The organism is Mycobacterium sp. (assembly GCF_044370595.1).
In the GTDB taxonomy this organism is placed as follows: Bacteria; Actinomycetota; Actinomycetes; order Mycobacteriales; family Mycobacteriaceae; genus Mycobacterium.
Genome location: NZ_JBILVF010000084.1, coordinates 1 through 14,205, shown reverse-complemented (window position 1 = coordinate 14,205; position 14,205 = coordinate 1). Strand labels below are relative to the sequence as shown.

Sequence of the window (14,205 nt, the reverse complement as noted above, 5' to 3'; positions counted from 1 at the left end):
CTGCCGCCGACAGTTCGCCGGAAACCTCCATTTCGAAGCGAGTGCGCGAGGATCCGTACGGCCCGAGTTCGGCACCGCCGACGATGACGACGAGGTCAGCAGGATCGACGTCGAGTTCGGCCCAGGCGGGTGCCACCGGACCACGGTGACCACGCGGCGGCGAGGGTAGCGCGGCGATGGTGTCCGCCGGGCCCTCAGATCCGGACCGCTCTGCCGCCGAGGTCATCTCGGCGCGCGCCCGGGCCGCGAGGTCGGCCATATCCAATTCGACGTCACCGAGTCCACCGGTCAGGTCGGCCTTGCACGGTGCGGTCGCGGCCGCGGCTTTGGCGTCGGCGGTGCACAGATCGAGCAGCATCGCCGCCATCTCGGCGCTGGTGTAGGTGGTGACACCGGCCTCTTCGACGGCGTCGACGATGACGTCGTTGTGACCCATCAGACCGGTGCCCTTGGTCCAGCCGATCAGGGCGTGGGCGATGGTGACCCGTTGCGCCCAGGAGGATTCCGCACTCCACCGCGCCACGACCGCGTCGAGGGCCGACTTGGATTCACCGTAGGCGCCGTCGCCGCCGAACATGCCGCGGTTGGGTGAACCGGGCAGCACCACGTGCAGGCGGGAATCGATGTCGCGGTCGGCACCGATCGCCGAGAGTCCGCCGACGAGCCGTTCGACGGCCCACAGCAGCACCTTCATCTCCATCTCCGAGCGCGCACCGGCCTCCGACAGATCACCGGCCACCCGGGGTGCGGCGAATGGGAACAGCAATGTGGGCGTCTGGGCGTCCTTGATGTGGATGGACTGCGGCCCAAGGCTTTCGGATTGCTCATTGCCGACCCAGGAGACCAGCGCGTCGATGTCGGCGTAGGAGGCCATATTGGCCGGCAGCACCCACAGCGATGCCCCGAAGCGGGCGTTCTCGCGGTAGAGCGTCTTGTAGAACTCCAGGCGATCATCGTCAAGCCGGGATGTGGTGGCCACGACGCATGCGCCACCGTGGAGCAGGCCGGCCACGACCGCGGCCGCGATGGATCCCTTCGAGGCGCCGGTGACGACGGCGATCTCGCCCGCGTAGCGTCCCGGCTCCGGATTCTCCGCGCCGGCGGCGATGCGTCCGAACAGCGAACCGTGCACCGCCCGGCCCTCGGCCAGGGCGCGACCCCGCCACCAGTCGGCCTGAACGGCCACCGCATGACCGGCGCCCTCGAACTGCTCGGCGTAACGCGGACGGCCGGCCTCGATCTCGTCCTCCTCGGCCAGCCACAGCCGGACCAGATCCTCGCGGGCGCTGGCCCAGCGGTCGTCGAGCAGCACCGCCTTGCGGGCGTCGAACACCGGTGCCACCAGCCGCGGCCAGTCCGCCCCCAGTTCGGCGGTCACCAGGTCGATCAGTTCGGTGTCGGCGGCCGACGACGGTGCGCTGACCGGGGCGTCCAACCCGAGTTGGTCGAGCACCAGCCGGGCGGTGGAGGCCAGCACGCCGTCGCGGCCGGTCAGGGCTTCGGCGAATTCGGTCAGCGCGGCGGAGTCGACCACAGCGCCGGCGGCACCCCCGGCGGAGGGCAGTGCCACAGAGATGCCGTGCCGTGCGGCGACTGCCGCCACGGCGCTGTCGACAGCCTTGTCGACCGCGGCGGCGTCGGTCAGCGGCCCGTCGGTCAGTCCGCCGAGTGGGCCACCGCGAACACTGCTGCCCTCCCGGCTGCCCAGAGCCAATTCGACCGTGACGTGCTTGGCCCAGCCGGGGCCGAGTTCCCAGGTTTTGGTGACCCGTTCGGCGATGACGCCAGGGCGCTTGCCGGACGGTCCGAGCGCGCTGCGCAGTTGATCGTTGACGGCGTCGGAGAGCACCGGTCCGAACGGTTTGTAGGTGCGGGCGAGTTTGGCGACCTGCCCCCGAAGCGAGGTGAGGTCGGCTTCGGCCGCCCCGTCGATGGCGCCGAGGTTGAGTTCGGAGCCGAGGTCGACGAGCAGTTGGTTGCGCCGCGACGACGCGCCGTCGGTGATGGACTCGATGGAGTCCAACGGCTCGATCTGACCGATGCGCATCTTGGCCGACAGTGCGATCAGCGCGAGGGTGGCGTCGGCGGCATCGAACGGGATGTCTGCCGGTCGCGGCCCCGACGAGGCGGGATCGGCCGGTGCGGCCGGTGCGGCCGGTGCGGCGTCGACCGCGGCCGGTGCCGCCGGAGCGGACTCGAGCGGCAGGTCGTCCTCCTCGGCCGGATCTTCGTCGCTGGCGAAGAGCACCTCGGCGTCGCGCTCGACATTGAGCACCTGCACTGTGCTGTAGGCGTATTCGGGCAGTTTCAGGGTGTTACTGGCCAGACCGGCGACCGTCGGAGCGGACTTCACCCCGATTTCGACGAACCGCTCGATGCCCAGCCCGCCGGCACCCTCCTCGGTGAACAACAGGTCCTGGGTCTCGATCCAGCGCACCGGGCTGGCGAACTGCCAGGCAAGCAGTTCGATGACCAGCCGACGGCCAAGTTCCTGCGGGCGCTGGGTGATCCAGGTGTCGTAATCGGCGAGGATCTCGTCGAGCGGTTCGGCGGGCACCAGATCGCGGATCTCCTGAATGAAATCGCGGTCAAAGCTGAACAGCCGCGGCACCAGGTTGGGGATGTAGCGGCCGATGAGTACCGACGCGTCGGCGTCCTCGGGCATGATCCGCTGCAGCGACAGGCGGAACTCGTCCACCCCGACCTTGAGGACGTCGGAGTGGAACGGCACGTCGATGCCCGGAACCTGGATGTAGGCGCGTTTACCGCCGCTGATCTCCACCCGGCGTTCGACTTCCTCCTGGAGCGCCTCCAGACCTCGCACCGTGCCGGCGATCGCATACTGCGAGCCGCGCAGGTTGAAGTTGACGATCTGCAGGAATTCCCCAGTGCGCGAGGCGATGTCGGCGACGAACTGTGTGACGTCGGCGTCATCGAGATCCATCTGAGAGGGCCGGATCGCGGCCAACCGGTAGTCCGACCGGCCGAGTTCGTCACGCGGGACGATGTCATGCATCTTGGAGCCTCGGTGGAATACCACCTCCAGCAGCGCCTCCAGTTCGTAGACGCCGGTGACGCAGGCCAGCGCGGTGTACTCGCCCACCGAGTGGCCGCAGGCGATGGCGCCCTCGACGAAGGCACCCTGCTCGCGCATCTCGGCGACCTGGGCGGCCGCGACCGTGGCCATCGCGACCTGGGTGAACTGCGTCAGATACAAGACCCCTTCGGGGTGTTGATAGTGCACGCCGCCGGCGATCAGGGTGGTCGGGTTGTCGCGGACCACGTGCAGCACCGAGAAACCGAGATGCTCGCGGGTGAACGTGTCGGCACGGTCCCAGACCGTGCGGGCGGCTTTGGACCGGGCCCGCACGTCCATACCCATTCCGGTGCGCTGGATACCTTGTCCGGGGAACGCGTACGCGGTCTTGGGGGCGGTGAGCCGGGCGGTGGCGGCCATCACCAGGTTTCCGTCGATCTTGGCGGTGATCTCCAAAACCTCAGCGCCCAAGTCGATTCCGACCCGGTCGGCGCGGATTTCGACCTCGTCTCCCGGGGTCACCATGCCCAGGAAGCGGGCGGTCCAGCCGATCAGCTTCCCGGGTGGGACGGGCTTGCCGTCCGTGGCGGTGACCACGTGCTGGGCGGCTGCGGAAAGCCACATGCCGTGCACGATGGGGCCGTCCAGTCCGGCCAGCAGGGCTGCGCACCGGTCGGTGTGAATCGGGTTGTGGTCACCGGAGACCACCGCGAAGGGCCGCATGTCCACCGGCGCGGTGATGGTGACGTCGCGGCGACGGCGGCGCGGGGTATCGGTGGCGTTCTCCGACACCGCTCCCCCGGCCCGCACCGGGTCGGCGAGATCGACCGGGCCGGTGCGGCCGCGGATGGCGAACCGCTCTTCCAGAACCGCCAGCACGGCACCGCCCGCGTCGCTGATGTTCACGGTGACCGGGACCACCCGGCCGACCTCGGTGTCCTGCGCGGCGGCTGAGGTGGCCGTGACGATCAGTTCGGTCTTCTCCCGCGGCAGCGGCTTGAGCAGTCGCGCGGCGTGGTCGAGGTGGACCAGGCTGAGCAGACCCTCCACCACCGGGAAGTCCGAGTCGGTGGTGGCACCGCCGATCGCGGCGAATACCGCCGGCCAGCAGCGGCCGACCAGCGCGTCGGGAACCGTGGACAGGGTGGGCGCCAGGGGGGCGCCGAACGTGGCGGTGACACCGGTGTGATCGGCGACCCGGTCGGGATCCCAGTCGACCCGCACCGTGGTGGAGTGCCCGGTGAGCGGGGGCAACGCATCCGGGCCGTCCACGCCGGCGGCGATCGCCAGCACCGCGCGCATGGCCCCAGCGGCATCGGCGGTGATGACCATCGGTGCGCCGCCGTCGACGACCGTCGGCGGGAGGGTGAACGCGATGTCGATCCACGTCCCCGACAGCGGCACGCTGAGCACCACCCGGTCGGTACCCACGACCTCAAGTCGGGCGCCGGTGGCGTCGTGCCGGGCGCTGGCGGGCTCCCCGGCCGCTACCTGCCACTGCGACGGCGGGGCCAACCGATGCACCGGGTTGGTGGCGGTGCGGCCGGCCCACAGCACATCCGGGGAGTCCAGTACGACGGCCAGCGGCCCGGTGACGTCCGGACGCATCTGCAGCCGTGCGGCCGCCGGCCGGGGCTGTTGCCCGGCGGCCGAAGCCCTGGCCACCGCGGCACTTTCGAAACGGTCCAGCAGTTCCCCGACCGGCTCGTCGACCCGGGTGATGCCGGCGACGGCGGCGGTTCCGGGGATGACGCACACCTGATCGGCGCTGTAGCGCGCGTCGTGCGCCTGCCACAGCGAGTCGCTGCGCCACCAGCGGCGGACGTCTTTGTCGATGACCGGCACGAAGTTGACCGGCTTGCCGGGGACCTTGCACAGTTCGGTGAAGTAGGGCGCGTCGGCGGGGTGCAGCAGCACCGAGTCGGCGTCGGGATAGCGTTGGAGCAGCGTCGCGATGGCCCGGTCCGGTTCCTCCAGCAGAGCGGTGTCACCGAACAGCGTCTCGATGGCCCCGGTGTCGGCGTCGTTGAGGCGGGCTTCGGCCCGCTGCAGCATCGACGCGAATCGGTCTCGCCAGGTGACGTCCAGCCACGGCGAATCGGCCCGCTTGGTGTCGGCGGTGCTGTCGCCGTCCCCGATGGCCAAGTCGACGTACCGGCGCAGCCACTGCAGGTAGGTCATCGCGGCGACATCGCCGAAATATGGCTTGGCCGTGGCGGCCATGGCGGCGATGATCTCGTCGCGGCGGGCTTGCACCGCTTCGGCGTCACCGGCCACCTCATCGAGCAATCGGCCGCAACGGGAGGCGGAGTTGTCGATCTCGTGGATGTCGGCGCCGAGCTGGCTGCGTCCAGAAGCCATGCCGTTCAACGCTTTTCCAGCTCCAACCCACTGTTCGGTGCCTGCGGTATCGACCAGTAGCTGCTTGACCGACGGCGAGGTGGTCGCCTCCAGGCAGGCCATGGCGGCGGTACCGAGCAGGATCCCGTCCACCGGCATCAGCGGGTAGCCGTAGGCCCGTGACCAGCCTCCGATGAGGTACTCCGCGGCGCGCTCGGGTGTGCCGATCCCGCCACCGACGCACACGGTGATGTTGGACTGCGAACGCAACTCCGAGTAGGTGGCCAGCAGCAGATCGTCGAGGTCTTCCCAGGAGTGGTGGCCGCCGGCGTGGCCGCCCTCGACGTGGACGATCACGGGTTTGGTAGGCACCTCGGCGGCGATGCGGATCACCGAGCGGATCTGCTCGACGGTGCCGGGCTTGAAGCAGATGTGCGCGATGCCCGCGCGGCCGAGTTCGTCGAGCAGGTCGACGGCCTCGTCGAGTTCGGGAATGCCAGCGCTGACGACAAGTCCGTCGATGGGCGCTCCGGACTGACGCGCCTTCTGCACCAACCGTTTTCCGCCGACCTGAAGCTTCCACAGGTAGGGATCGAGGAACAGCGCGTTGAACTGGAAGGCCCGGCCGGGTTCGAGCAGTTCGGTCAGTTCGGCCATCCTCGCCTCGAAGATCGCCTCGGTGACCTGTCCGCCGCCGGCTAGTTCCGCCCAGTGCCCGGCGTTGGTGGCGGCGGCGACGATCCGCGCGTCCACCGTGGTGGGAGTCATGCCCGCAAGCAGGATCGGCGAGCGTCCGGTGAGCCGGGTGAACTTGGTGGACAGTTTCACCGAGCCGTCCGGCAGGCTGATCAACGAGGGCGCGTAACTCGACCACGGCTTGCCGACCTCGGGGGCGGCACCGATCGTGAACAGGTTGCGCTGACCGCCCCGGGTGGCCGCCGGCACGATACCGACAGCCAGGCCGCGGATCACCGGCGCGGTCAACCGGGTCAGGATGTCGCTGGGTCCCAGATCCAGAATCCAGCGGGCGCCGGCTTCTTCGATCGCGGTGATCGCCTGCACCCAGTCGACCTGCTCGACCAGGATGTCGCGTGCGAGGGTGCGGGCCGCCTCGACGTCCAACCCGATGGTCTGCGCCCACTGGCCGACGAGGTCCACGCCGCCGGTGAGTCGGGGGGTGTGGAAACCGACCTCGACCGCAACGGGGTCGAAGACCGGCGCGAACACCGCCCCGCCCCGCAGTTTGTTCTTGCGCTCGGCGGCTTCTCTGTCCGAGATCTGCTCGCAGTAGAGCTGGAACCGGGAAAGCTGCTCGGGGGTGCCGGTGAGGACCACGGCCCGCCGGCCGTTGCGGATGGACAGCACCGGCGGCGACACGGTGCGTACGTCGCGGCCGAACGACTCCAGCAGATCGGCGATGCGGGCGGGTTCGGCGTTGGTCACCGAGACCATCGGGGAGCGATCGCCGAGGGCCACGATGCCGCGGCGCCGGGCGACCAGCGTTCCGGCCGCCCCGATCAGCTGAGCCAGTGCCAGCAACTCGACATCGCGGGCGCCGCGGGCTGTGAAGGCCTCAACGGCCAGCACACCCTGCGAGTGACCGGCCAACGCGACCGGCGGTGCGGCGTCGAATTCCAGGCCCTGCCGGCGCAGCGCGCGCACCGCCGCGATCTGGGTGAGCAGGACGCCCGGCACCGATACCGCCGCCGAGGTCAAGTCGGCGGGCACCGTCTCCCCCGCCGCCAGCGCCCGCGCCCAGCGCAGCGGGTCAAAACCGATGGGCCGGGCGACGACCAACTCATCTGCCACCGGCGCCAGCAGCAGGTCGGCTTCGACGACGATTCGGGCCAGTTCGGACTCGATACCGGCGGTGGTGACGATCTCCTCCAGTCCGCCCAGCCAGGAGCTGTATCCCTGACCGCCGAACACCACCGCGTAGGGCTCGCCGGCGTTGAGGCGATCGACGAGCGCGTGGGCGGATGCCCGAGTCTCCGATTTCACGTCGGAGTCCACCCCCGCGGGCAGCCTGTCGTGCTCGTGAACCGTCACTCTTAGGTCTCCTCTGCGGCCGATATCGCGCACTAAGCGTCGCATCATTTCGGCACGTCTTTTTGTTACTGACGAGTTCTACGCAGGAGTAACCACCGAGTGATGATCGGCGCGGTGGGGGTGCCGAGCGAGCCCGTGAGACAAACCTGCTGCATGCGGGCGGTTACGCTTGGGTAGCTATAACCGCGCTGCTCAAGCGCTGACTGTTATCGAATCGTTATCTAACGATCTGGCATTGGGGCCGTGTCCGGGACACCGCGCCAACCAAGCAGAGGCTGCGCGGTCTAGTCGACAATTGTTCACCGAAAAACCGGACGGGAGTTTGCTGGATAAACCTACTATTCGGTAGGTTATGGCAGTTATTCGATCACCCACTGGCCGAATTGCGGTTTGAGAATGTCGTTGAGGTCGACTCCGACACCGGCCACCTCGCGGGCATCGATCTCGAACTGGTGCAAATGCGCGGCCGGATGAACGAACCCGTTCGGGGTGCCCCAGTCGTGCTGCCAGAACCACGAACCAACGCCGTCCTGGAGCGCCCACTCGATGGTTTTGGAGTTGGCGTAGATGCCGACGCGCTGCTTGTCCAGAACGTCTTCCCAGGCCCGCAGGTACGGCGCCACCTGTTGTTTGTACTGCTCGTAGGTCGGGTTGTCGTCGATGGAGGCATAGATCGGGGCGCTCTGCGGACCGCCTGCGGCGGTGTGTAGTTCCCACCCCCGCTTGGCGTGCTTGATACCGGCAGCCTGACCGCCGAGCCAGTCGGCGGTGTCCTGCTTGCCGAACTGATAGTTGGAGACGATCTTCAGCCCGGCCTGATACAGATCGCGCGCCTCCGCCAGCTGCATGGGTTTGCCCAGCATCCAGTTAGCGCCGGGGCGGCGGTCGGACACATAGCGGATCGCGCCCAGTGCGCCGGCCGCCTTGATGTCGGCGGCGCTGAGCACACCGGCGGAGTAGTCCAGTAGCAGGCCGAGCGAGTCCGCGGCGGCCGGGGCGGTGCTGACCGCGTTGGCCAGCACTCCCAGGCTGAGCGCCGCCGGGGTGGCGGCGGCGTATTTCAGGACGGATCGGCGTGACAACGAGGGCCCGGATGCCATGGGCCACAGATTAAGCCAGCGGTACCTCTATTCCAGGGATTGCGCCTCTACGCGGTGTCCTTGGGCTCCCGGTGATCGCGGTCCTTCGTGTAAGTGTGCTTGAGAGCGGCGCGTTCAGCGCCCACCCCATCCACGCCGTTGCGACCCCGTGATGTGATTGCGCGGGCGCTGTGGGCCTGCCGAGGCCGAGCGTGAATCATATTCTCCCGCAATGATTGTGGCAGCAGCGGCCGGGGCGGGTCGGGGTGTCGCCGCGGGGGTCTGGCGCGCGACCACCGAGGGTTGCAAGCCGGTTCGGCGGTCGCCCCGGCCGGGGGGACGACCAGTACCGGGGTTACCGGCGTCCGGGTCTTGGCCGGCGCCCAGGTCGACCGGCCGGTCATAGCCGGCTTCGACGATGGGGCGCAGCATCGAGTCCAGCGCCGGGGCCAGGACTCCTGAGCCGGCGATGAGGGGCAACACGGGAGTGGGTACCCACATGTAGGTCACCGCGCCCGGGGTTCCATCGGGATTGGCCGGGATATGGCTGACGTTCGCGGGGTCGTCGAGATCGACCCTGAAGTAGTTCGGATGCGCCATGAGCGCCCCCACCACCGCGTTGGCGACGGCCAGCAGATTGCCGGTGTCCGAGGGCCAGTCGGCCCAGCCGTCGTACTGGCGGATCACCTCGGTCCCGCGATAAGGGGTCTGGGAGGGAAACCCCGGCTTGCGGGCGGACCCGCCCATCGGGTTCTCGGGGTTGCCGATGGACACCCACGACACCAGGTCCGGATCCGGTGCTGCGCCGGGATCGGCGGCCCAGCGGCGCAACAGGACGTGGATGACCTGGCCGCCCTGGCTGTGGCCGAACAGGGTGACCGGCTCGCCGTCGGCGGTCGCCGCGGAGATCGCCGTGGCGAGGATATCGGCGCCCTGCTGGTTGAACTCCTCACCGGGCAGGGCGGGGTAATCGACCGGTCGGCACCGCTGAGGCGGCGCGCAGAGTCGCCCGCCGAGCTGCAACGGGGTGAAGTGGACGAGGTCCTGGGCGCCGACGATCCCGCCCTCCAGGGTCAGCACCGTGCCCCCTGATCCCCGAGCGGGTGCAGCGGTGTGGAGTGAAGTCGCCGACGACAGGCCGACGACGGCCGCCGCCGCGGCCATGGACGTGAGACAGCCGCGTCCCAGCGGGCCGCCGCATCCACCGACTGCGGCGCTGTGTTTACCCATAGGAATGGCCCCCATTGGCTGCCGTCCAGCTAAGTCACGCGCGAATATTAGCGGACGTGTCGAAAGAGTGTGGAAACCGAGCATCAGACGGTTTTCCCACTGGCGCAACGCATCTCGGACCGCATGGGTAGCCGTCGGCCTTTTGAATTAGCTGTGCGGCCACTGCGGAGCGAATGAACCACTACAGTGAGGGTATCGCTGCGAGGCTTGGGATAGCGACAATCACGCCTTCGTGACCGCGGTTCGGGCTGGAGCGACTCCGGCGAAGTCGCCCCGCTGGCCGGTGGCCGCTCCGGTCTCCCCGCCCCGCAGGTCGGGCAAAGTGTCGGCAACCCGGCTCGGGTCAGACAGGCTGACCAGGCCTGGGGAACTGGGCGGCCAGGAACCGGTCCCACATGCCGTCGCTCATCAAGCCGTTGGCCCCGATGAGCACATGCGCCGACGGGGTGACGCGAATCCGGATCGGAGGGCGCCTGGCGGTGATGGCCTTTTCCACCGCCTTGGCGACACTGTCGGCATCGCCGCCGAGTCTGGCCAGCGGGCCTTTGGCGTAGGCGTCCTCGGTGGCCGCACCGACGGCGGCGTTGAACTCCGCATAGGGACCGTCGTCGGAACCCATCGCGGTCTGGGCGGTTGCGGCGAACTCGGTCCGGATCAGCCCGGGTTGGACGATCACGACGTCGACGCCGAATCCCTTGACCTCGAAGCGCAGCGCATCGCTGATCGCTTCGACGGCGTACTTCGACGCGTGATAGGCGCCACCGCCGGGGAAGGTGAAGTTCGCCCCCATTGAACTGATGTTGACGATGCGACCCCAGTGCTGGGCACGCATCCCGGGCAGCACGAGTTGGCACATTCGCACCAGTCCGAAGACATTGGTCTCGAATTGGCGGCGCAGATCGTCCATGGACAGTGTTTCCATCGCACCGGACTGGGAGTAGCCGGCGTTGTTGATCAATACGCCGACCGCGCCCTGCTCATCAACGACGCGCCCGACCGCGGCGATCATCGAGTCCTCGTCGGTGACGTCGAGGGCCAGGGTGTGCGCACCGGCCTCGCGCAGTTCGGCCAGCGAATCCACGCGGCGGGCAGAGGCGTATACGGTGTGGCCGGACTTGGCAAGCCGCAGGGCGGTGGCATGCCCGATCCCGGTGGAGCATCCGGTAACGAGAACGGCCTTGGACGGTTCAGTCATACCGACACGCTAAACACTATTTGCTAAAAGTGTCAATGTTGCTCATCATGTTGAGGGTGCGGGACGTGTCGATGGCGATCGTCGGAGCCGGGTTCGGAGGAATAGCCGCCGCGGTCCGCGCGCGCGAAGCCGGGGTTCGAGATCTTGTCATCGTCGAGCGCGCGGCCCGAGTGGGTGGCGTCTGGGAGGCTAACAGCTATCCCGGGCTGGCCTGCGACGTTCCCTCGAACCTCTACTCACTCTCGTTTGCGCCAAATCCGCGCTGGAGCAGGCGATTTGCAGCTCAGGAGGAGATCCGCGCATACCTTGAGAGGGTCGCCCACGATCACGGCCTTGCGCCGCATCTGAGGTTGGGCACCGAGGTGCGCACCGCGGCCTGGGACGATGCGGCCGGACGCTGGCGACTCGACCTCGCCGGCGGCGGCTTCGTCGAAGCCGAACTGCTGGTCACCGCCTGCGGGCAACTCGCCCGCCCCCGGATTCCAGACGTGCCGGGGCTCGCCGACTTCGCCGGCCCGGCCTTTCACTCGTCCGACTGGGACCATGACCTCGACCTGACCGCGTTGCGGGTCGCCGTGCTGGGAACGGGGGCCAGCGCGATCCAGTTCGTGCCGGCCATCGCCGGGCGCACCCGGCAACTCACCATCTTCCAGCGGTCGGCGCCGTGGACGTTGCCGAAGATGGACGCGATCTATTCGGCCCGGACGCAGAAGGTCTTCGAGCGCTTTCCCGGGCTGCAGCGGGCGTCCCGGTCGGCGTGGCGCAACTCCTTTGAAATCCTGGCCCCGCTCTTCACCGGACGTCCCCCGCGGACGGCGGATCGCTCACGTCGCCTCTTCGCCCGACTCTCCGATCTCCAGCGCGACATCGCACTACGCGGCGACCGCGATCTTCGCGCCCGGGTGCAGCCGGACTACGAGATGGGTTGCAAGCGTGTGCTGTTGACCTCCGAGTGGCTTCCGACGCTGAGGCGTCCGAACGTCGAACTGGTCACCGAGGCCGTCGAGCGCGTCACCGATGAGGGCGTCATCGACGCAGGGGGCCGGACACACCCGGTGGACGCCATCATCTTCGGAACCGGCTACGCGGCTACTGATCTGCTCGCGCCGATGGAGGTGTTGGGTCGCGGTGGAGAGCGTCTGCACGACCGGTGGCGGGACGGGGCGGAGGCCTACCTGGGACTGTCGGTCCCAGGCTTTCCGAACCTCTTCATGGTCTACGGCCCCAATACCGGCCACGGCACCGGCTCGGCGATCGACATGCTGGAGGCTCAGGCCGACCACATCGCGGATGCGGTTCGGATGCTCGCCGACGGCAGGGCCGAGCTGCTCGAGGTCCGCCGGGATGTCTTCGACGCTTTCCGTAGGGAGATCTCCGAGCGGATGGCCGACACGGTCTGGGCTTCGGGCTGCGGCAGCTGGTACCGGAATGACGCCGGCCGCGTGACGATCACCTGGCCCGGCCAACCCGCCGAGTACCAGCGACGCGCTCGGCGACTCGCGGCGGCCGACTACGACTTGCGCGCACGGGGGAAGGCATGACCTATCCTGACCCTCGTCCTGTGGAGGTGGCTGACCGGATGTCGACGGGTGAAGCGATCGCCGCCGCGGCCCTTGCCGAGTTCACCGCCTTCGGCTACCGCCGGGCCTCGATCGAGAGTATCGCCCGCCGGGCGCAGGTGTCCCGAGCGACGGTGTATGCGCACTGCAGCGGCAAGGAAGAGTTGTTCCGCGCCCTGGTATCGCGTCTGCACGAGGAGCACCTGGCGGCGATGCGCGAGGCCGCCGACGCACCGGACCTCGACATCGAGAGCCGGATCAGCCGCCTGCTGCAGGCGCGGTTCCTGCGGTTCGTCGAGCTGACGTCGAGCTCGCCGCACGCCGTCGAACTCTACGACCGCCACGGCGCGCTGTGCGGCGACATTGCCCAGACCGCCCACCGCCGGGCGGAGAAGGTCATCATCGCCGTGCTCAGGCGCGCCGCCGCCGCCGGCGAGATCGACCTCAGCCCCTCCGGCCTCACGCCGGCCCAGTTAGCCGGCGTTCTGGACGACTGCGCGTTCGGCGCCAAGGGTGAAGATCCGGCCACCGCCACGCCCGCCGAGTTCACCGCGCGGCTCAACCGCAGTGTCGCGGTGATCTTCGCCGGCATCGGCACCGCGGCTTACCGTCGGTAGCGCAGCTACTTCCGCTGCGGTCTGCGGCGGCTGCTGGTGGTGTGGCTGGCGGTTGGACGGTCACCGTGCCGGGAAACCGCCGACTCCAGCAGCAGTCGGCGTTCGGCAGCAGCGACGTTGCGCCGGGTCCGTTCGGCCACATCCGGGGTGACCGAGATGGAGGTGATGCCCATCCGGACGAGGTGCTCGGCGAAATCCGGTCTGGTCGAGGGCGCCTGGCCGCACAGCGAGGCGGTGATCCCCAACCGCCGAGCGGTGCTGATGATGCGGCCGATGGCGTCGAGGACCGCGGCGTCGGATTCGTCGAACAGTTCCGAGCACACATCTGAGTCGCGGTCGACGCCCAGCATCAGCTGGGTCAGGTCGTTGCTGCCGATGGACACCCCATCGATGCCCATCCCGACGTATTCGGGCAACCAGTACACCACCGAGGGCACCTCGGCCATCACCCATCGGTGCAGCCCGCGTTGGCGGCCCAGTGGGCTGGCGTCGATCAGCGTCAGGCACTCCTCGAGTTCCCACTTGGTCCGGACGAACGGAATCATCAGGTGCAGGTTGGGGTTTCGCTCCCGGACCCTGGCCAGCGCGTCGAGTTCGAGGGCGAAGACATCGGGCTGCTTGATGTACCGGAAGCAGCCACGGTAGCCGATCATCGGGTTGTGCTCTTCGGGCTCGTAGGCCTCGCCACCGGAGAGTTGACGGAACTCGTTGGTGCGGAAATCGGTGGCGCGGTAGATCACCGGCCGCGGGCCGAACGCGGAGGCGACCCGGCCCACCGCCTCGGCGAGTTTGTCGACGAGGGTGTTCTGCTCCCCGCGTGCGATCAGATCCCGAGGATGCCGATTGTTCAGGGCGTCGGTCAGGATGAGTTCGGCCCGCAGCAGGCCGACCCCGTCAACGTCGAGTCCGGCGGCCCGCTCGGCGGCGTACGGCATGGAGACGTTGACGTAGATCTTGGTCGCGGTGACTTCGGAAACGATCCGCTGACCCGGTTCAGAGGTGACGGTAACTACCGGGGTGTCCTGGCTGCGGCCGGCCAGCACCCGGCCGTGGGTGCCGTCGACGGTGACCACCATGCCGTCGGTGAGGTCATTGGTAG

General features: G+C 68.6%; 7 protein-coding genes. 2 read left to right on the top strand and 5 right to left on the bottom strand.

Translation table 11 applies throughout. The features are described from left to right. The 4 genes from ADBZ5N_RS11985 to ADBZ5N_RS11970 form a co-directional block, all read right to left on the bottom strand. On the bottom strand, positions 1 to 7,426 hold a 7,426-nt coding region (locus tag ADBZ5N_RS11985; protein WP_526257704.1), incomplete at its 3' end, for a fatty acid synthase subunit beta domain-containing protein. Between the two features lie 359 nt (positions 7,427 to 7,785). Then, positions 7,786 to 8,526 (bottom strand): glycoside hydrolase domain-containing protein, encoded by a 741-nt coding sequence (locus tag ADBZ5N_RS11980; protein ID WP_526257703.1) that lies wholly within the window; start codon positions 8,524 to 8,526, stop codon positions 7,786 to 7,788. A gap of 114 nt (positions 8,527 to 8,640) precedes the next feature. Continuing rightward, on the bottom strand, positions 8,641 to 9,669 hold the full coding sequence (locus ADBZ5N_RS11975; RefSeq protein ID WP_526257702.1) for a PE-PPE domain-containing protein: 1,029 nt from the start codon (positions 9,667 to 9,669) through the stop codon (positions 8,641 to 8,643). 409 nt (positions 9,670 to 10,078) lie between these two features. Then, positions 10,079 to 10,930 (bottom strand): SDR family oxidoreductase, encoded by an 852-nt coding sequence (locus ADBZ5N_RS11970; RefSeq protein WP_526257701.1) that lies wholly within the window; start codon positions 10,928 to 10,930, stop codon positions 10,079 to 10,081. A 47-nt stretch (positions 10,931 to 10,977) separates the two neighbouring features. On the opposite strand from ADBZ5N_RS11970, the gene ADBZ5N_RS11965 reads away from it, so the two are divergent. Both ADBZ5N_RS11965 and ADBZ5N_RS11960 read left to right on the top strand, forming a co-directional pair. Then, complete coding sequence (locus ADBZ5N_RS11965) at positions 10,978 to 12,471, top strand: flavin-containing monooxygenase (RefSeq protein WP_526257700.1); 1,494 nt, start codon at positions 10,978 to 10,980, stop codon at positions 12,469 to 12,471. Between the two features lie 38 nt (positions 12,472 to 12,509). After that, positions 12,510 to 13,106, top strand: a complete 597-nt coding sequence (locus tag ADBZ5N_RS11960) for a TetR/AcrR family transcriptional regulator (RefSeq protein WP_526257699.1) — start codon at positions 12,510 to 12,512, stop codon at positions 13,104 to 13,106. A gap of 5 nt (positions 13,107 to 13,111) precedes the next feature. Here the strand turns inward: ADBZ5N_RS11960 and ADBZ5N_RS11955 are convergent. Continuing rightward, positions 13,112 to 14,205: putative PEP-binding protein (locus tag ADBZ5N_RS11955; RefSeq protein ID WP_526257698.1), on the bottom strand; the 1,094-nt coding region annotated here is incomplete at its 5' end.

What these genes read in the sequence shown, in the direction of transcription:
- ADBZ5N_RS11965 (WP_526257700.1), top strand. Translation starts at nt 10,978, where the DNA reads ATGTTGAGGGTGCGGGACGTGTCGATGGCGATCGTCGGAGCCGGGTTC.
- ADBZ5N_RS11980 (WP_526257703.1), bottom strand. Translation starts at nt 8,526, where the DNA reads ATGGCATCCGGGCCCTCGTTGTCACGCCGATCCGTCCTGAAATACGCC.
- ADBZ5N_RS11970 (WP_526257701.1), bottom strand. Translation starts at nt 10,930, where the DNA reads ATGACTGAACCGTCCAAGGCCGTTCTCGTTACCGGATGCTCCACCGGG.
- ADBZ5N_RS11975 (WP_526257702.1), bottom strand. Translation starts at nt 9,669, where the DNA reads ATGGCCGCGGCGGCGGCCGTCGTCGGCCTGTCGTCGGCGACTTCACTC.
- ADBZ5N_RS11960 (WP_526257699.1), top strand. Translation starts at nt 12,510, where the DNA reads ATGTCGACGGGTGAAGCGATCGCCGCCGCGGCCCTTGCCGAGTTCACC.